Raw genomic sequence first — 17,905 nt, forward strand, 5'->3', positions numbered from 1 at the left:
CCCCGTCGCCCTGGGCATCCAGAGCGACTCACTCCAGACAAAACGATCTTAGGGAACGCTGATGAAGGGAAACCTGGCCGCGCGGTTGGGCGGCTGGAGCGCCCGCCACAGGAAAACGGCGATCTTGGGGTGGGTGCTGTTCGTGGTCGCGGCCGTCCTCATCGGCGGAATGCTGGGGCAGGAGCGGCTCACCGACGGTGAGGAGGCCACCGGGGACTCCGGGCGGGCGGTCCGCATCCTCGAGGAGGCCGGCATCAAGAGCCCGGCCACGGAGATGGTGCTGATCCACAGCACGGCCCCTGACGGATTCCGCGCGGCGGTTCCGGACGTGACCCGCGCGATCCGGGGCACCGGGCGGGCGGCGACCGTACGGGAGCCCCTGGTGTCGCGGGATCACCGGGACGCACTGGTGCAGTTCGACATGGCCGGTGACCCCAAGACCGCGGCGGACCGGGTGGCGCCCGTGCAGGCGGCGGTGGCGCGGGCGGCGGCCGGTCATCGTGAGGTCCGGGTGGAGGAGTTCGGCGACGCGTCCGGTGAGCGCTGGTTCAACAAGACCCTGGGCAGGGACTTCTCCCGGGCGGAGCTGACCGCCGTGCCGCTCGCGCTGGGCATCCTGCTCGTCGCCTTCGGCGCGCTGCTCGCCGCCGTCGTACCGGTGGGGATCGCCCTCACGGCGTTCCTGGCGGCCAACGGGCTGCTCGCCGTCATCAGCCACGCCATGCACATGGACGGGTCGGCGAGCTCGGTGATGCTGCTGATGGGGCTCGCGGTCGGCGTCGACTACTGCCTGTTCTACCTGCGGCGGGAGCGCGAGGAACGGGCCGCCGGGCGGGACCGGGAGACCGCGCTGCGCATCGCCGCGGCGACGTCCGGCCGGTCGGTCCTGGTGTCCGGGCTGACGGTCATGGTGGCCATGGCGGGGATGTTCCTGTCCGGGATGGCGATCTTCGAAGGCTTCGCGGTCGCGACGATCCTCGTGGTGCTGATCGCGGTGATCGGCTCGGTGACGGTCCTGCCCGCGCTGCTGTCGCTGCTGGGCGACAAGGTGGAGTTCGGGCGGATCCCCCTCCTACGCCGCAGGCGGTCGACCGGGCGCTTCTGGAACGCCGTCCTGCGGCCGGTGCTGGCCCGCCCGGGCGTCTCCGCCGCGCTGGCCGGGGCGTTCCTGCTGGCGCTGGCCGCCCCGGCCCTCGGGATGCACACCGAGAAGCTCCGGATGGATCAGCAGCTGCCGAAGAACGCCTCCCTGATCACGACCTACCACCACATCAACGCGGCGTTCCCCGGCGGGCCCGACCCGGCCCTCGTCGTGGTCAAGGCGCCCGACGTCCGGGCGCCCCGCGTCCAGCAGGCCATCCAGACGCTGCGGGACGCCGCGCGGCGGGACGGGGAGTTCGGGCAGCCGGTCCGCGTCGAGGTCCACGCGGCGGCGAACGTCGCCACGATCAGCGTGCCGCTGACCGGCACCGGCTCGGACGCCACCTCACGGCACGCCCTCACCACCCTGCGGCAGCACCTGGTGCCCTCGGCGTTCCACGGGGTGGCGGAGGCGCGCGTCGGCGGCACCCTGGCCTCCTCCACCGACTGGAACGCCCGGCTGCGCGGCAGCATCGTGCCGGTCTTCGTGTTCGTGCTGGGCGTCACGTTCCTGCTGATGCTGATCTCGTTCCGTTCCGTGCCCATCGCCGCCACGGCCATCGCGCTCAACCTGCTGTCGGTCGGCGCGGCGTACGGGGTGATGGTCGCGATGTTCCAGCACGGGTGGGGTGCGGGTCTCGTCGGCACCCACGGTGTGGGGGCCATCGAGGCGTGGCTGCCGCTGTTCGTCTTCGTCGTCCTGTTCGGGCTGTCGATGGACTACCACGTCTTCGTGGTGTCGCGGATCCGCGAGGCGTACGACCGGGGAACCCCGACCACGGCGGCGGTGGCGCAGGGCATCCGGGCCACCGCGGGCGCCGTGACCAGCGCAGCGGTGATCATGGTGGCGGTGTTCGCGGTCTTCGGCACCCTGTCCATGCAGGACTTCAAGCAGATGGGCGTCGGACTCTCGATCGCCGTCCTGCTGGACGCCACGATCGTACGGGCGGTGCTGCTCCCGGCGGTGATGACGCTGCTCGGCGAGCGGAACTGGTACCTCCCCCGCGCGCTGTCCTGGCTCCCCGGCCTGTCCCACGGCGAGCCGCCGGCCGCCACGCCGACCGTGCCGCAGCCGGTGTACGTCCCGACGAAGGGCTGAGCGTCGCGGGACCCGGGACCTGACTCACCAAGGGAAGTCAGGTCCCGGGCTTTTTTGGATGGACGGAACGGTCGGCGGTTCAGCGGAACAGCGCGGCGTATCCGTTGAGCGCCGGCTGACCGCCCAGGTGCGCGTACAGAACGTTGGATCCGGCCTCGATCTCCCCGTTCGCCACCAGATCGACCATCCCGGCCATCGACTTGCCCTCGTACACCGGGTCGGTGATCATCCCCTCCAGCCGCGCGGCCAGCCGCATGGCCTCCAGCGTCCGCTCGTCGGGGATGCCGTACGTCCCGGCGTGGTAGCGCTCGTCGAGGACGATCTCGTCGTCGGAGACCTCCGTCCCGATCAGCTCCGCGGTGTTCCGGGCGATCCGGGCGATCTGCTCCCAGGTCTCCTTCGGCTTGGCGGAGCCGTCGATGCCGATGATCCGGCGGCCCTCGCCCGCGAATCCCGCGACCATCCCGGCCTGCGTGCTCCCGGTGACCGAGCAGACGATGATCGTGTCGAAGCGGACGCCGAGCTCCCGCTCCTGCTCCTCCACCTCGCGCGCCCAGTTCGCGAAGCCGAGGCCGCCGAGGCGGTGGTCCGACGCGCCCGCCGGGATGGCGTACGGCCGGTCGCCACGGGCACGGACGTCCTCCAGGGCCTGCTCCCAGCTCTGCTTGAACTCGATGCCGAACCCGGCCTCCACCAGGCGCACGTCCGCGCCGAGCAGGCGGGACAGCAGGATGTTGCCCACCCGGTCGTACACGGCGTCGGGCCAGTCGACCCAGCTCTCCTGCACCAGGACGCACTTCAGGCCCAGCCGGGCGGCCACGGCGGCGACCTGCCGGGTGTGGTTGGACTGCACGCCGCCGATCGACACGAGGGTGTCGCAGCCCTGGGCGAGCGCGTCCGCGGCGAGGTACTCCAGCTTGCGCGTCTTGTTGCCGCCGAACGCGAGGCCGGAGTTGCAGTCCTCGCGCTTGGCCCACAGCGTGACCCCGCCGCCGAGGTGCTCCGTCAGCCGGGGCAGCGGGTGCACGGGCGAGGGCCCGAACAGCAGGCGCTCGCGGGGGAAGTCGTCCAAAGTCGTCACGAGGTCTCCTCTTCCAGAAGGTCACCGAGCGTGGCCCATATCTCGGCGGTGGCGGCCACGGCCGCCTCGGTGTCACGCGCGGCGCACGCGTTGATCAGGCGGTCGTGCAGGGCGATGGACCGCCGGCCCGGGAGGGAGCCGAACCGCAGCCGCTCCAGCCGCCGGATCAGCGGCAGGTACCGCTCGATCGTCGCGGCCACCGCGCGGTTGCCCGCCGCGGCCACCGGGACGTCGTGCAGCTCGTCGTCGGCGGCCAGCGCCGCCGGGACGTCGCCTTCGTCGAGGGCGGCGGCGAAGCGCGCGTTCGCCGCGCGCATCGTCTCCAGATGCCGATCGGTCAGCACCGGCACCGCCGCCCGGACGGCGAGCTCGTGCATGGCGCGGACGACGGCGTACGCGTCACGGACGTCGCGGAGCACGAGCGGCGTGACCCGCGTGTAGGCGTGCGGCTTGGTCTCGACGAGCCCCTCGTCGGCGAGCCGCGCCAGCGCCTCGCGCACCGGTGTGCGCGACAGCCCGACCCGCTCGGCCAGCTCACCGTCGCGGATGATCTCGCCGGGCGCGAGGTCGCCCTCGACGATCGCGTCGCGGAGCATGCGGTACGCCTGGTCGCGCAGGAGGGCGCGGTCGAGGGGACGAAGCCGTTCGGTTGGCATGCAATATATTAGATATTGGATTGCTCAACGCGTCAACACGGTCTGTGTCATCTGCATCATCCCCCCGACATGGGCGTTCATAGGATCGCTTCATCACCGGAGCGTGTGCGCGTCAGCGGCGGGGGCCGGCATGCGCGCACGTCGTGCTCGCATGCCGCCACACGCCCGGTACGGTTGGCCCGTGCTGCCGAACGTCACCGCCACGCGCTACGTGACACCCCTCCGGGAGGGCGGTTCCCTCCCCGCCATCGTCGAGGCCGACGACCTGGGTACGTACGTCGTGAAGTTCCACGGCGCGGGACAGGGCCGCAAGGCCCTCATCGCGGAGATCATCGCCGGTGAGCTGGGCCGCCGCCTCGGCCTCCGGGTGCCGGACCTCGTCACCGTGGACATCGACCCGGTGATCGCCCGCCACGAGCCCGATCCCGACATCCAGGACCTGCTCAAGGCCAGCCCCGGCCGCAACCTCGGCGTCGACTACCTGCCGGGCTCCCTCGGCTTCGACCCGCTGGCCTGGACACCCGAAGCCGACTTCGCCGCCTCCGTGCTGTGGTTCGACGCGCTGATCGGAAACGTCGACCGCAGCTGGCGCAACCCTAACCTCCTGGTCTGGCACGGCGACGTCTGGCTGATCGACCACGGCGCCGGCCTGTATTTCCACCACGCCTGGGCCTCGGCGGACAAGCTGATCTCCCGGCCGTACGACGCGAGCGACCACGTCCTGGCGACCTTCGTCGACGACGCCGGCCTCGCCCGCGCCGCCCGCGACCTCGGTCCCAAGGTCACCGAGGACCTGCTGCGCGAGGTCGTGGCCCTCGTGCCTGAGGAGTGGCTGGCCGACGAGCCCGGCTTCGGCTCCCCTGCCGAGGTCGCCGCCGCTTACGTCGCGCACCTGCGGACCCGCGCGGCCACGCCGGAGATCTGGCTGCCCGAGGTCGGCGAGGCCCGGCCGGCGACACCCCGGGCCGAGCACCGCCCGTCGGCCCGACCGAAATGGCTGCAATGAAGATCTTCGAGTACGCCGTCCTGCGCGTGATCCCCCGCGTCGAACGCGGCGAGACCATGAACGTCGGAGTGATCCTCTACTGCCAGGCCCGGGACTTCCTCGGCTGCCGGACCCACGTCGACGACGTACGGCTCCGCGCGCTGGCCCCGGACCTCGACGTCGACGGGGTGCGCGCCGCGCTGGAGGCGGTCGACGGCGTCTGCTGCGGCGGGCCGCGCGCGGGTCAGGCCGCGGGTGAGTCCCTCGGTTCGCGGTTCCGCTGGCTCACCGCGCCGCGCAGCACCGTCGTGCAGCCCGGCCCGGTCCACTCGGGCCTCACCGCCGACCCGGCCGCCGAACTCGACCGCCTGCTCGACGTCCTCGTCCGCTGACCTCGCGGACCCGCGGAGAACTACGGCGAGGCCGCGCGCGGGTCCCGGAGGAACGTCGCGATCCCCCGCTGGAAGTCCTCGAACGCGACGGGAGGCCCGCCCGCCTGCGCCTTCGCCGCCGCCCACGCCGGTGAGAGCACGGCCCCGACCGCGTGCTTGGCGGCCCGGACCGCCGCGCTCGGATGGCGCGTGATGGCCAACACCAGCCTGCGGGTGGCCGTGGCCAGCTCCGCGTCCGGCACGCAACGGGTGGCGAGCCCCAGGCTCACGGCCTCGGCGGCGGGCACCAGGCGGCCCGTGTAGAGGAGTTCCCGCGCGACGCCGGGCCCGGCGAGCATGACCAGCCGAGCGGCGAACGCCGGGCTGACGAGGATGCCGAGCCGCGCGATCGGCATCCCGATCCGCGCGCTCTCCGCCATCACCTGCAGGTCACAGGCCAGGGCGAGCTGGCACCCGGCCCCGGCGGCGACACCCTCCACCTGCGCGATGACCGGGACGGGCAGATCCTCGATGGCGGTCAGCGCCGCCTCCATGGCGGCGAAGCTGTCCGCCACGTCCGTGACGTCCGCCTCGACCCACTCCCGCATGTCCGACCCGGAGCTGAACATGCCGCCCTGGCCGCGGACGACGACCACCCGCAGGTCGGCCTCGCGAGCGAGCCGCCGGAACGTCCGCTCGAGCTCGCGCCAGTCCGCGCTGTCCAGCGCGTTGCCACGCCGCCCGTCACCGACCGTGATCTCGGCGACCTCCACGTCCCGCTGCGACCTGATCTTCATGGGAAGCCCCCTCCTCGCCACGCCGTCACCTCATCGGCCGAAACCCGGGGACTCAGCAGCTATGGTTCCCAGACGTCGGTGCCGTCACCGCGGCCGCGTGGTCGGTAGCGTTCTCTGAGAGGCGGGGACGGGGAAGGCGGGGTCGCTCAGTCGAACAACTCGTCGACAGACCTCACGACAAGGGCTCGCTCCAGCCACTCCTCGAACTGCCGCGCATCCGTGCACGTCTCTATACGAGCACGGGCGCTGTCCGAGACCTCGATGCCCCGAGCGGACAAAACGATGAGAATGACACGAACTCGCCCTTCCGCTCGCCCTTCCGCTCGCCCTTCCGCTCGCCCCACCGTCTTGCCTCGACCGAAGTGCTCCTTCGCGAACGGGCTGTAGACAGGCCAGGTCTTCGGAGACACGAACTCCTCCGGGGAATTCGGCGGACAGGGTGGAGATGAGGATCAGTCGAAGACCTCGTCCAGGGACGTGGCCACGATGGCCCGGTCGGCCCATCTTTCGATCTCTCGCAGGTCCTTGGATGTACGGATCCGGTCCCGGATGTTCTCCGGGACATCGAACCCCCGAGCAGCCAGGATTCGCAGGAGCATGCGCACCCCTTCTTCCGCGCGTCCTTCTTCGCGTCCTTCTTCGCGTCCTTCTTCGCGCCCCTCCTCCTTGCCTCGGCCGAAGTGCTCCTTCGCGAACGGGCTGTAGACAGGCCAGGTCGTTGAGGACACGAGCTCCTCCAGAATCTTCTGGACGGCCTTCGAGGCCATCTTGTAGGTGTACTCATAGTATGACGCGGCGTGTTCGGGCTCCATCAGAGGGAGCGACTCGACGAATACTTCGACCACGGGCCTGCGCTGCTCACCGTGCATCATCACCGACATCGCGGCCAGCTCCGGGTGAGCCGCCGCCTCCTTCGGGTCGGTGATGACCGGTACGGCGTCCGGGCCGAGCACCAGAGCTTGAAACGTGTAGCCGGGTAGCCCGGTCTTGATCGGCTCGGTGTAGTAAGCCGCCGCGCCTGGATCCGGGCACACGCACAGCACCGTCACCGGCCGCTGCAAGTGCAGCCACAGCGTGGCGGCATATCGGGGCAACTGCCGGCGCTTGGACTCGGACTTGGCCTGCTGGACCTCGACGATGATCCCGTGCAGCGGATGCCGGGTAGGACCGACCGTGATCACGGTGTCGGGCCGGAAGTCCTTCGACGGACGGTCGTTGAAGTCATTGCTCGCGACCTCCGCCGACCCCGCCTCGGGCACACTGATGCCCATCAGGTCGCGCAGCACCTCCACGGCGAACTCCGGCCGGTTACGGAACAACTCGTTGATCGTGTCATGCAGAGGGGATGGCATGCACGCAAAGTTATCGCATGATCACTTTGAGTGAGTGTCGCTTCGAACAAAGAATTGAACGACGGGCCGGTCATCGTGGCGGCGAACTAGGACAAAACAGGAACGAACTAGAACATCACGGACATGAAGGTGTCGACGTCGCGGAAGCCGACGCGGTGGTAGGTGGCGCGGGCCGGGGCGTTGAAGTCGTTGACGTACAGCGTCACCGCCGGCGCGATGCTGCGCAGGGCCTCGGTGACGACGGCGGCCATGCCGTGCACGGCGTACCGCCGGCCGCGCAGGTCCGGGTGGACCCACACGCCCTGGACCTGGCAGGCGTACGGCGTGACGGCGCCGATCTCGGCCTTGAACACCACGCGGCCGTCCTCGATGCGGGCGAAGGCCCGCCGGGAGCGGATGAGCTCGGCGACGCGGGCGCGGTACAGCACTCCCCCGTCGCCCGCCTGCGGTGAGACGCCGACCTCCTCGGTGAACATCGCCACGCAGGCCGGGTAGAGGATGTCGAAGTCGTTCATGGTGACGCGGCGGACGGCCGGGTCGGGCTCGACGGGCGGCGGCGACACCGTCGACATGACCGGCTGGACGGCCCGGATGGCGCGGGGCGGTCCCCAGAAGGGGCGCAGGGCGTTCCACATCTCGGTCACCGCGGGCACCGGGCCGACGATCGACGAGCAGCGGCGTCCCTGCGAGCGTGCCCGGTCCGCGAAGGACCGCGCGGCCTCGCGGTCGGCGGCGACCGGCACGAGGTTCGCGCCGGAGTAGCAGAGGGAGACCAGTCGGCCGCCGCGGTGGAACCCCCACAGCTCGGCGCCGAGGCGGCCCGGGTCGACGCCGGCGGCGTGCACCCGGGAGCCGACGAAGACGTTCGACACCGGGTCGGCGTCGAGGATCTCCAGGACCGCGTGACGGTGGCGGTCGTCCAAGAGGCGCACCGGAGACGTGCGCAGCATCGGACTCACGTTCTCTCCCGGGCGGGTGATCCGGCGCGTGGGGAGGCGGACCGCCGCGTCGACACGTTCGCTCCGCTCACCTTGTAAGGGTACGGGAGGAACGCGGCAAGATCGGTAATCAGGTGCGGCATGCCGCGCTCCGGCTTCATCCGGCGGTCCGGGGGGACGCTAAGGACCCCCGGCCGGAGCCGGGGGTCCTCACGAGCGGGTCCCGGTCAACGGGCCCGCGGGTCACCGCGCCGTGGCGTCACGGACGGCCGAAGATCGGCCGGGCGGGCACCTTCGGGGCGATCGACCGGGCCGCCACGGCGGCGCTGGACGGGACGGGGTCCGGAAGCGCCTTGCAGGTCGCGTCCGGGCCGGTGCCCGGCTTGTTCTTCGGCAGCGTGCCGTTGCTCAGGTAGGCCGCGACCTTGTCGTCGAGACAGGCGTTGCCGCCCAGCGTGTTGGCGTGGGTCTTGCCGCCGATCTCGGCGACCAGGCGGGACGGCAGGACCTTGTGCATCTCCACGCCGCCGGCGTACGGCGTCGCGGCGTCCAGCGTGGACTGGACCAGCAGCGCCGTGGACATGCCCTTGGCCTTGATCTTCAAGGCCGGGCCGCCCTGGAACGGCCAGTACGCGATCGGCGCGTTGAACCAGACGTTGGACCAGGTGTCGAAGTGGTTGCCCTGTCTGTAAAGCCTGGCCGCGTCGGCGTGCCACGTGCTCCAGGAGCGGGGCCACCGGGCGTCCGCGGCCTGGACGGCGTTGTAGACCGCGAAGCCGTTGTCGTCGGGCGACCGGATGACGTCGTAGAGGGTGACGAGCGAGTCCGCGTCGCCCTTGGTGGCGTACGCCGAGAGGGCGTCGGCGATCGGCGCGTACAAGCCGACGCTGTATCCGGCGTTGAGGACGGTGTCGTCCACCTCGTCACCGCCGAGCTTGCCACCGATCGGCTTGGCGAACGCGGCGGACCGGATGCTGTAGTACTTCCTCTCCACGGCGGCCTCGGTCTTGCCGAGGTGGTAGCGGGAGTTGTACTTGGCGATCCAGCCGAAGAAGAGCTTGATGTTCCGCTCGAACGCCTTCTCCTGCGACAACTGCCCCTTGTACCAGACCTCGCGGACGTCGACGTTGCCGTCGAGGACCATCCGGTTCACGCGCTTGGGGAAGAGCGTGCCGTACGTCGCGCCGAGATAGGTGCCGTACGAGAAGCCGTAGTAGCTGATCTTCTTCTGCCCGAGCGCGGCGCGGATCCCGTCGATGTCCCGGGCTGTGTCGGTGGTGCGCAGGTGCGGCAGCAGCCAGCCGAACTTCTTGGCGCAGGCCTGGGCGTACGCCTTGGACCGGGCTTTCCACTTTCCCTCGGCCTTGGCCGAGTGCGGGACGTAGTCCGGGCGGATCGGGTCGGAGTAGTGCGGGTCGCACGTCAGCGCGGGCCGGCTCGAACCGACGCCGCGCGGGTCGAACCCGATGATGTCGTACTGGGCCGGGATCTCCTTGTGGCCGACGCTGGTGAACATGTTCGCGAGGCCACCGGAGAGGTACAGGCCGCTGCCGCCGGGACCGCCGGGGTTGGCGAGCAGTACGCCCTTGTAGTGCTTGGTGTCGGTGTGCTTGAGGCGCGACACCGCGATCGAGATCTTCTTGCCGTTCGGGTGCCGGTAGTCCAGGGGCACCGGCAACCAGCCGCACTCGGCCTTGCCGGGGTTCGCCTCGCCGGTCGGGCACTTGCCCCAGGCGATCTTCGCGGCCGCCTGGGGCGCCTCCGTCTCCGCCTGCGCCGCCACGGTCACCGCCGCGCCGGACAGTCCGACGCCTGCCGCGGCGGCGATGACAACAAGTTTCTTCACATGACCCCCTTGCGTGCGGGCGCAGTAGAAGCCCGCACTGGTAGCAATGTGAAGAATTCTGTCGACCGAGAGAAAAGGGACAGATGAGACTTCTGTAAACGTTACTCAATCGTGATGTTCAACTGGTTGCGGTCGCCACCGAGGGCTGGCGACGCAGCGAAAAGCGGGTCTTCGCCCGAACCACGGCCCCGGCGGCCATGGCCGCCGGGGAACCGCCGCCGACAGGTTCTAAGGACGGCCGAGCACCGGCGGGAACCGGTCCGCGGTCAGCGCGCGGACTCCGGCCGCGACCGGCGGCACGGGCTCGGGCAGGCGGGCACAGTGCGACCGGTCCGCCGGCAGGGCGCCGGTCGCGAGGAAGGCGTCGAACTTCTCGTCGACGCACGCGTTGCCGCGCTGCACGATCCCGTGCGTACGCCCGCCGTCCTCGATCACCAGGCGCGAGCCCGCGAGCCGCCGGTGCATCTCGACCCCGCCGGCGTACGGCGTCGCGGCGTCGTTGGTCGCCTGGAAGAGCAGCACGGGAGGCAGGCCGCGCGTACGGCCGACGTCGACCGGTCGTCCGGCCCTGACCGGCCAGAACGCGCACGGCGCGTTGTACCAGGCGTTGGCCCACGTCTCGAACCGGAAGCCCGCGGCGTAGAGCCGCCCGTTGTCCCGGTGCCAGCGCGCCCAGTCCCTCGGCCACCGCACGTCGGTGCACTGCACCGCGTTGTAGACGGCGTACCCGTTGTCGTCGGTGGTGGCGCCGAACCGGTTGTAGGCGTCGACCAGCGGCGCGGGGTCACCGGCCCGGTAACGGGCGAGCGCGTTCGCCAGGAGCGGCCAGTACCCTCCCAGGTCGATGTAGCCGGCGACGAGGTAGGTGTCGTCGAACTCGTCGGCGCCCACGACACCGCCCGCCGGGGCGGCCGTCAGGCTCTCGCGGGTCGCGTAGAAGACGTCCCGTACGGCCTGTTCGGTCGCGCCCAGGTGGTACACCGCGTCGTACCTGGCGATCCAGGCGAACAGCGCGTTGATGTTGCCCTCGAACGCCCGGTCCTGGTCGAGGTTGTCGGCGTACCAGACGCCGCTCGGCCGGACGCTGCTGTCCAGGACCATGCGCCGGACCCGGCCCGGGAACAGCGTGGCGTACACCGCGCCGAGGTACGTGCCGTACGAGGCGCCGTAGTAGTTGATCTGCTTTTCGCCCAGGGCCGCGCGGATGGCGTCCATGTCCCGCACGGCGTCGGCGGTCGTCAGATGGGACAGCAGCGAACCGTACTTGCGCCCGCACGCCTGGGCGTAGGCCGCGGACCGGCCGAGCCAGGCGGACTCCAGCGACGGGGTACGCGGCACGTAGTCGGGGCGTACGGGCTTGAAGTGGCCCGGGTCGCAGCTGAGCGACGGGCTGCTGCCGCCGACCCCGCGCGGGTCGAAGCCGATGACGTCGTAGGCGGCCCGCAGCCCGGCTGGGAGGTGGTCCGCGATGCGCAGCGCGAAGTCGCGGCCGGTGCCGCCGGGTCCGCCGGGGTTGACCAGGAGCACCCCCTGGTAGCCGGTCGTCCCCGTGTGCCGGGCGCGGGACAGCGCCAGGGTGAGCTGCGCGCCGCGCGGAGCGGCGCGGTCGAGCGGCACGCGGAGGGTGGCGCAGTCCAGTCCGCCGAGGTTCTCCTCGGCGCACGGCGACCAGGCCGGTCCGGCGGCGGGCCCGGCGGGCCGCGCCTGCGCCATGATCGGTGCGGCGCTCAGCGTGATCGACCCGGCGATGGCCGTCGTGATGGCGAGCTTGTTCACGTAACCCCTTTCCCACGGGGAGCCCACGACTGCGCTCCCCGTCGCGCGTACGCACGATGGTGGTGATCCGGAGCGCGGCCGGGAGGGGCACGGCGAAGACCGGCCGTGACCGGCCGGGTTCGGGCGCCGCCGCGAACTGCGAGAGCCCCCGGCCGAGGCGGCCGGGGGCTCTCGCGACTCTACTCAGTGATCACTATTTGAGGATCGCCGCCGCGTCGGCCGTCGCCGAACCCGCCTTCGCGGTCGCGCCCGGCGCCGGCAGGGCCGGGGCCTGGCAACGGGCGTCGGCGCCGGGCCGGTCCGGGGGCAGCGCGCCCCAGCCCAGGTAGGCGGAGACGAGCGTGTTGGCGCAGGTGTCGCCGTTCGGGGTCAGCGCCACGCCGTGGTTGATGCCGCCGTTCTCCACCAGCAGGCGGGAGTTCGGGAAGCGCTTGTGCACCTCGACCGCGCCAGGGTACGGCGTGGCCGCGTCCTCGGTGGCCTGGACGAGGAGGATCGGGGGCAGCCCCTTCTTGCCCTGGATCTTCACGGGGGTGCCGCCGGGCACGGGCCAGTACGCGCACGGGGCGTTGTACCAGACGTTGCCCCAGGTCAGGAACTCGTTGCCCTGCCGGTACAGCTTCCAGTTGTCGTGCTCCCACTTCGCCCAGTTCGTCGGCCACTGCCGGTCGACGCACTGCACGGCCTCGTAGACGGCGTAGTTGTTCTGGGTGAGGAAGTCGTCGGCGGGGAAGCCGCCCCACTGGTCGAGCAGCGGCTGCGGGTCGTGCTTGACGAAGTAGTCCGACAGCGCCTGGGCGTGGTCGACCCAGGTGTAGTCGCGGTAGGCGTCGGCCTGGACGGTGTCGTCCAGTTCGTCGGGGCCGAGCTGCCCGTTGACCGGGCTCTTCGCGAGCGCCGCGCGGATCTTGTAGTAGTTCGCCTTGACCGCGTCGTGCGTTGCGCCGAGGTGGTAGACCGCGTCGTACCGGGCGATCCAGGTCAGGAAGGTCTCGAAGCGCTTCTGGAAGGCCACGTCCTGGTCGAGGTTGTCGTCGTACCAGACGCCGCTGGGCCGCACGACGCTGTCGAGGACCATGCGGCGCACGCGGGTCGGGAACAGCGTCGCGTAGACCGATCCGAGGTACGTCCCGTACGAGTACCCGTAGTAGCTGATCTTGTGCTGGCCGAGCGCCTGGCGGATCGCGTCCATGTCGCGCGCCCAGTCGGCGGAGGTCAGGTGCTTCAGCGCGGAGCCGTACCGCCGGCCGCAGTCCCGGGCGTACTTCTTCGCCTTCGCCCGCCAGGCCAGTTCCTCGGCCTTGGAGGCGGGCGTGTAGTCGGGCCGGGCCTTGCCGGGCGCCTGGTACGACGGGTCGCAGATGATGCCCTTGCCGCTGCCGTCGATGGAGCTCGCGCCGACGGCGCGCGGGTCGAAACCGATCTAGTCGTACGTCGCGCCGACCGACGTCGGCAGGCCGTAGGTGCCCTTGGCGAACCGGGTGGGCAGGTCGCGCCCGTGCCCGCCGGGGCCGCCCCGGTTCAGCAGGACGACGCCCTGGTAGTGCTGGATGTCGGTCGCCTTCGCGCGGGTCAGCGCCAGCGTGATCTGGCGGCCGTGCGGATGGGCGTGGTCGAGCGGGACCTTCAGGGTGCCGCACTCCAGGCCCTGCAGCCGTGTGCCCTCGATCGGGTCGTTGTCCGGGCACGGCGTCCAGGCGATCCCGGCGGCCACGGCCTGGGCGGACTCTCCGGCCGGGGCGGGCGCGCGGCCGGCGGCCCCCGCCGGGGCGTGCGTCGGCGCGGCCGTACGGCCGGCGGCTCCCGCCGGTCCGGCGCCGGTGAGGGCCAGGCCGACCGCGGCCGTGACCACTACGAGTTTCCTCACTTGTCCCCTCCTCCGCGCGACTCCCCACTGAGCCCCGCAATTCGGTGGATGCCGGGGCATTGTGCGCGGGCGACGGGTGGGGTGATCAAGAGTCAGGAAACGAGGATGCCGAATCGTGACAAATACAGAAATATCCGCCAAAGCGGCGGACTAGGCGTTTCGTAGTCGGCCCGGAAAAGGTGACAGCCCTCCCGGAGCGATTCCGGAAGGGCCGTAAAAGACCTTTGTCAATCGTGTCAGGAGACGGTGACGGCGGCGCCGGGACCGTCACCGGTCACGTCGACGCCCATCTCCTCGGCGATCCGGACGGCCTCCTCGATCAGGGTCTCCACGATCTGCGACTCGGGCACCGTCTTGACGACCTCGCCCTTCACGAAGATCTGCCCCTTGCCGTTCCCGGACGCCACGCCCAGGTCGGCCTCGCGCGCCTCGCCCGGGCCGTTCACGACGCAGCCCATGACCGCGACCCGCAGCGGGACCGGGAAGTCCTTGAGCGCCGCGGTGACCTCGTCCGCCAGCGAGTAGACGTCCACCTGCGCGCGGCCGCAGGACGGGCAGGAGACGATCTCCAGGCCCCGCTCGCGGAGGTTCAGCGACTCCAGGATCTGGATGCCGACCTTGACCTCCTCGACCGGAGGCGCCGACAGCGACACCCGGATGGTGTCCCCGATGCCCTCGGCCAGCAGCGCGCCGAACGCGACCGCCGACTTGATCGTGCCCTGGAACGCCGGGCCCGCCTCGGTGACGCCGAGGTGCAGCGGGTAGTCACAGCGGGCCGCGAGCTGCCGGTACGCGTTGATCATCACGACCGGGTCGTTGTGCTTGACCGAGATCTTGATGTCGCGGAAGTCGTGCTCCTCGAACAGGGAGCACTCCCACAGCGCCGACTCGACCAGCGCCTCGGCGGTCGCCTTGCCGTACTTCTCGAGCAGGCGCTTGTCGAGCGAACCGGCGTTCACGCCGATGCGGATGGGAACGCCCGCGTCCTTGGCGGCCCGGGCGATCTCACCGACCTTGTCGTCGAACTTCTTGATGTTGCCCGGATTCACGCGCACCGCCGCGCAGCCCGCGTCGATCGCCGCGAAGACGTACTTGGGCTGGAAGTGAATGTCGGCGATGACCGGGATCTGCGACTTACGGGCGATCGCGGGCAGCGCGTCGGCGTCGTCCTGGGACGGCACCGCGACGCGGACGATCTGGCAGCCCGAGGCGGTCAGCTCGGCGATCTGCTGCAGCGTCGCGTTGACGTCGGCGGTGAGGGTGGTCGTCATCGACTGCACCGACACCGGCGCGTCGCCGCCGACCGGCACGTCGCCGACCATGATCTGCCGCGACTTGCGACGCGGAGCGAGCGGCCTCGGTTTGGCCTGCGGAATTCCAAGATCGACGGTCATCGGACACGCGGCGTGGAGCTCACACTCCGTGCGCCGCGCCCTCCTTCCAGTGGGTGCTCGGCAGTGGTTCCAAGATTAGGCAACCGGCGGGGGTGCTGCACACGCGAGGGCTCACTGGGGCAACTTGAGCGGATTGACCAGGTCGGCGAGGAGCAGCAGGACACCCAGCCCGACCAGCAGGACGACGAAGGCGTACGTCACGGGCATCAGTTTGGTGAGGTCGACCGGGCCCGGGTCGGGCCGGCCGCGCACGCGGAAGACCCACGCCTTGATCCGTTCGTAGCAGACCACGGCCAGGTGACCGCCGTCCAGCGGCAGCAGCGGGATCAGGTTCAGCAGGCCGACGAAGAGGTTGAGCGACGAGACGAGCAGCAGGAACATGCCCAGTTTCGCACGCCAGCTCTCGCCGGAGGAGAACACCTGTCCCGAGGCCTCGGCTCCGCCCACGACACTGCCGGCCTGGCCACCGGGCGTGCCGGCGCGCTCGCGGGAGAACAACTTGGGGATCGCCTTCGGGATGTCGACGACGATCTTGCCGATCGCGACCGTCATCTGGCCCGTGAAGCGGCCCGCGAACCGCACCGCCGCGACCGGGCCGAGCGTGCGGATCCGCGCCGCCGGCTCGACCCCGAGGTAGCCGTGGCCGTCCAGCCGCCCGATCCGGGCCGTCACCGTACGCCGGGCGCCGTGGCGTTCGACGACCACCGGCACGGCGCCGCCCGGCGCGGCCCGCTGGATCAGGCCGGACAGGCCGTTCCAGTCGCGGACCGGCGTCCCGGCGAAGGACACGACGCGGTCGCGCGGCCGCAGGCCCGCCGCCGAGGCGGGCGAGACCGGGTCGCGGGCCGTGCAGGCCGCGCCGCTCACCGGCACGCACGGCGAGACCCGGCGGACGACGGTGGTGGCGTTCCCGCCATCCGGGACGCCCACCGCCGCCGCGAGGACGACCAGCAGGAGGAACGCCAGGATGATGTTGACCACGACGCCCGCCACGATCACGATCACCCGCCGCGGCGCCGGCTGCCGGTAGAAGGCGCGCGCCTCGTCGGCCGGGTCGATCTCCTCCAGGGGCGTGTAGCCGACGATCTTCACGAAGCCGCCGAGCGGGATGGCCTTGATCCCGTACTCGGTCTCGCCCCGCCGCCGCGACCACAGGGTCGACCCGAACCCGACGAAGAACTGCGTCGCCTTCATGCCGAAGCGCTTGGCCGTGAGGAAGTGTCCCGCCTCGTGCAGCACCACCGAGAGGAGCAGCGCGAGGACGAAGGCCAGCACTCCGAGCAGATAGGTCAACCAGACGTCAGCTCCCGTGCTCGGGTCCGCGCCCATCGATCGGCGGCGAGCACGTCGTCCACGGTGAGCCCGCCGCCCGAATCCTCACTGATCATGGGGCCCGGAGCGGTCATGTGCTCGGACACTACCCGCGCGACCGTGTCGACAATCGCCGGAAAGGCCAGCCTTCCGGCGAGGAAGGCGGCGACGCACTCCTCGTTCGCGCCGTTGTAGACGGCCGGGGCGGTGCCCCCCGCCGAACCGACCTCCCGCGCCAGGCGCACGGCGGGGAACGCCTCGTCGTCGAGCGGGAAGAACTCCCACGTCTGCGCCCGCGTCCAGTCGATCGCGGGCGCCACGTCGGGCAGCCGGTCGGGCCACGCCAGGCCCAGGGCGATCGCCAGGCGCATGTCCGGCGGGCTCGCCTTGGCGAGCGTCGCCCCGTCGACGAACTCCACCATCGAGTGCACGATCGACTGCGGGTGGACCACCACCTCGATCCGGTCGAACGGCACGTCGAACAACAGGTGCGCCTCGATGACCTCCAGGCCCTTGTTGACGAGCGTCGCGGAGTTGACGGTGATCAGCGGGCCCATGGCCCAGGTCGGGTGGGCGAGCGCCTGCTCGGGGGTCACGTCGGCCAGCTCGGCGCGGGTCCGGCCGCGGAACGGGCCGCCGCTCGCGGTGACGACCAGGCGGCGCAGCTCGCCGCGGGTGCCACCACGCATGCACTGGGCGAGCGCGGAGTGCTCGGAGTCGACGGGCACGATCTGCCCCGGCTTCGCCCGGCGCTTGACGAGCGGGCCGCCGATGATGAGCGACTCCTTGTTCGCCAGCGCGAGGGTACGCCCGGCGTCGAGCGCCGCGAGGGTCGGCCGCAGGCCGGCCGCGCCGTCCACGCCGTTGAGCACGACGTCGCACGGCCAGGCGGCGACCTCGGCGATCGTGCCCGGCCCGGCGAGGAGCTTGGGCAGGCGGTACTCCCCCGCGGAGTAACCCCGTTTCTGCGCCTCGGCGTACAGCGCCAGCTGCAGGTCCTCGGCCACCGATCCCCGGGCGACGGCGACCACCTCGGGCCGCAGGTCGAGGACCTGGTGGGCGAGCAGGTCGACCCGGCCACCGCCGGCGGCCAGCCCGGCCACGCGGAAGCGGTCGGGGTTACGGCGGATGACGTCGATGGCCTGGGTGCCGATCGATCCGGTCGAACCGAGGATCACGACGTCTCGGCGGACGGCTGCGGACGGGCTTTCGTCGGGCATCACGCCCCCCATTGTCCCCCGTCCCCCGAGGCCGGCAGGCGGTCCCCACCGCAAACCGGGACGTGCCGTGGA

General features: G+C 71.2%; 15 protein-coding genes. 3 read left to right on the plus strand and 12 right to left on the minus strand.

Features of this window, described 5'->3' with window-relative positions; translation table 11 throughout:
• The first annotated feature begins 61 nt into the window (after positions 1-61).
• A complete protein-coding gene (locus NE235_RS26750) occupies positions 62-2,239 on the plus strand; it encodes an MMPL family transporter (protein WP_252807816.1) in 2,178 nt (725 codons plus the stop codon).
• Between the two features lie 79 nt (positions 2,240-2,318).
• Here the strand turns inward: NE235_RS26750 and NE235_RS26755 are convergent, their stop codons facing one another.
• Positions 2,319-3,320: a 1-aminocyclopropane-1-carboxylate deaminase gene (locus tag NE235_RS26755; protein WP_252807818.1), complete on the minus strand. Its 1,002-nt coding sequence runs from the start codon at positions 3,318-3,320 to the stop codon at positions 2,319-2,321.
• A complete protein-coding gene (locus NE235_RS26760; RefSeq protein WP_252807820.1) occupies positions 3,317-3,976 on the minus strand; it encodes a GntR family transcriptional regulator in 660 nt (219 codons plus the stop codon). Before NE235_RS26760 ends, NE235_RS26755 begins: the two co-directional genes overlap by 4 nt.
• A gap of 181 nt (positions 3,977-4,157) precedes the next feature.
• Here NE235_RS26760 and NE235_RS26765 point away from each other — a divergent pair, with 181 nt between their 5' ends.
• Positions 4,158-4,982, plus strand: a complete 825-nt coding sequence (locus NE235_RS26765; RefSeq protein ID WP_252807822.1) for a HipA family kinase — start codon at positions 4,158-4,160, stop codon at positions 4,980-4,982.
• Positions 4,979-5,353, plus strand: coding sequence for a DUF3037 domain-containing protein (locus NE235_RS26770; RefSeq protein WP_252807824.1), 375 nt, complete (start codon positions 4,979-4,981; stop codon positions 5,351-5,353). The genes NE235_RS26765 and NE235_RS26770 overlap by 4 nt, the downstream gene beginning before the upstream one ends.
• Before the next feature lie 20 nt (positions 5,354-5,373).
• On the opposite strand, the gene NE235_RS26775 is transcribed toward NE235_RS26770, so the two are convergent.
• From NE235_RS26775 to dxr, 10 genes are all read right to left on the minus strand, one after another.
• On the minus strand, positions 5,374-6,129 hold the full coding sequence (locus NE235_RS26775; protein WP_252807826.1) for an enoyl-CoA hydratase/isomerase family protein: 756 nt from the start codon (positions 6,127-6,129) through the stop codon (positions 5,374-5,376).
• 452 nt (positions 6,130-6,581) lie between these two features.
• Positions 6,582-7,481, minus strand: a complete 900-nt coding sequence (locus NE235_RS26780) for a hypothetical protein (RefSeq protein WP_252807828.1) — start codon at positions 7,479-7,481, stop codon at positions 6,582-6,584.
• Positions 7,482-7,588: 107 nt separating this feature from the next.
• On the minus strand, positions 7,589-8,431 hold the full coding sequence (locus NE235_RS26785) for a GNAT family N-acetyltransferase (RefSeq protein WP_252808034.1): 843 nt from the start codon (positions 8,429-8,431) through the stop codon (positions 7,589-7,591).
• Positions 8,432-8,678: 247 nt separating this feature from the next.
• Positions 8,679-10,265: an alpha/beta hydrolase gene (locus NE235_RS26790; RefSeq protein ID WP_252807830.1), complete on the minus strand. Its 1,587-nt coding sequence runs from the start codon at positions 10,263-10,265 to the stop codon at positions 8,679-8,681.
• A gap of 228 nt (positions 10,266-10,493) precedes the next feature.
• On the minus strand, positions 10,494-12,041 hold the full coding sequence (locus NE235_RS26795) for an alpha/beta hydrolase (RefSeq protein ID WP_252807832.1): 1,548 nt from the start codon (positions 12,039-12,041) through the stop codon (positions 10,494-10,496).
• A gap of 193 nt (positions 12,042-12,234) precedes the next feature.
• Positions 12,235-13,464 carry an alpha/beta hydrolase gene (locus NE235_RS26800; RefSeq protein ID WP_308206164.1) on the minus strand — a complete coding sequence of 410 codons (1,230 nt, stop codon included), beginning with the start codon at positions 13,462-13,464 and terminating at the stop codon, positions 12,235-12,237.
• Complete coding sequence (locus NE235_RS26805) at positions 13,465-13,908, minus strand: hypothetical protein (protein WP_252807834.1); 444 nt, start codon at positions 13,906-13,908, stop codon at positions 13,465-13,467.
• Positions 13,909-14,144: 236 nt separating this feature from the next.
• Positions 14,145-15,302, minus strand: a complete 1,158-nt coding sequence (gene ispG, locus NE235_RS26810; RefSeq protein ID WP_252807836.1) for a flavodoxin-dependent (E)-4-hydroxy-3-methylbut-2-enyl-diphosphate synthase — start codon at positions 15,300-15,302, stop codon at positions 14,145-14,147.
• 111 nt (positions 15,303-15,413) lie between these two features.
• Positions 15,414-16,595 carry a site-2 protease family protein gene (locus NE235_RS26815; RefSeq protein WP_252807837.1) on the minus strand — a complete coding sequence of 394 codons (1,182 nt, stop codon included), beginning with the start codon at positions 16,593-16,595 and terminating at the stop codon, positions 15,414-15,416.
• Positions 16,592-17,845: a 1-deoxy-D-xylulose-5-phosphate reductoisomerase gene (dxr, locus tag NE235_RS26820; RefSeq protein WP_406567645.1), complete on the minus strand. Its 1,254-nt coding sequence runs from the start codon at positions 17,843-17,845 to the stop codon at positions 16,592-16,594. The genes NE235_RS26815 and dxr overlap by 4 nt, the downstream gene beginning before the upstream one ends.
• Between the last annotated feature and the right edge of the window lie 60 nt (positions 17,846-17,905).

It is taken from the genome of Actinoallomurus spadix (assembly GCF_024055725.1).
In the GTDB taxonomy this organism is placed as follows: Bacteria; Actinomycetota; Actinomycetes; order Streptosporangiales; family Streptosporangiaceae; genus Actinoallomurus; species Actinoallomurus spadix.

Excerpts from the sequence above, each read along its gene's own strand:
- NE235_RS26775 (WP_252807826.1), bottom strand. The coding sequence starts at position 6,129 with ATGAAGATCAGGTCGCAGCGGGACGTGGAGGTCGCCGAGATCACGGTC.
- NE235_RS26785 (WP_252808034.1), bottom strand. The coding sequence starts at position 8,431 with ATGCTGCGCACGTCTCCGGTGCGCCTCTTGGACGACCGCCACCGTCAC.
- NE235_RS26780 (WP_252807828.1), bottom strand. The coding sequence starts at position 7,481 with ATGCCATCCCCTCTGCATGACACGATCAACGAGTTGTTCCGTAACCGG.
- NE235_RS26760 (WP_252807820.1), bottom strand. The coding sequence starts at position 3,976 with ATGCCAACCGAACGGCTTCGTCCCCTCGACCGCGCCCTCCTGCGCGAC.
- dxr (WP_406567645.1), bottom strand. The coding sequence starts at position 17,845 with ATGGGGGGCGTGATGCCCGACGAAAGCCCGTCCGCAGCCGTCCGCCGA.
- NE235_RS26770 (WP_252807824.1), top strand. The coding sequence starts at position 4,979 with ATGAAGATCTTCGAGTACGCCGTCCTGCGCGTGATCCCCCGCGTCGAA.
- NE235_RS26750 (WP_252807816.1), top strand. The coding sequence starts at position 62 with ATGAAGGGAAACCTGGCCGCGCGGTTGGGCGGCTGGAGCGCCCGCCAC.
- ispG (WP_252807836.1), bottom strand. The coding sequence starts at position 15,302 with ATGACCGTCGATCTTGGAATTCCGCAGGCCAAACCGAGGCCGCTCGCT.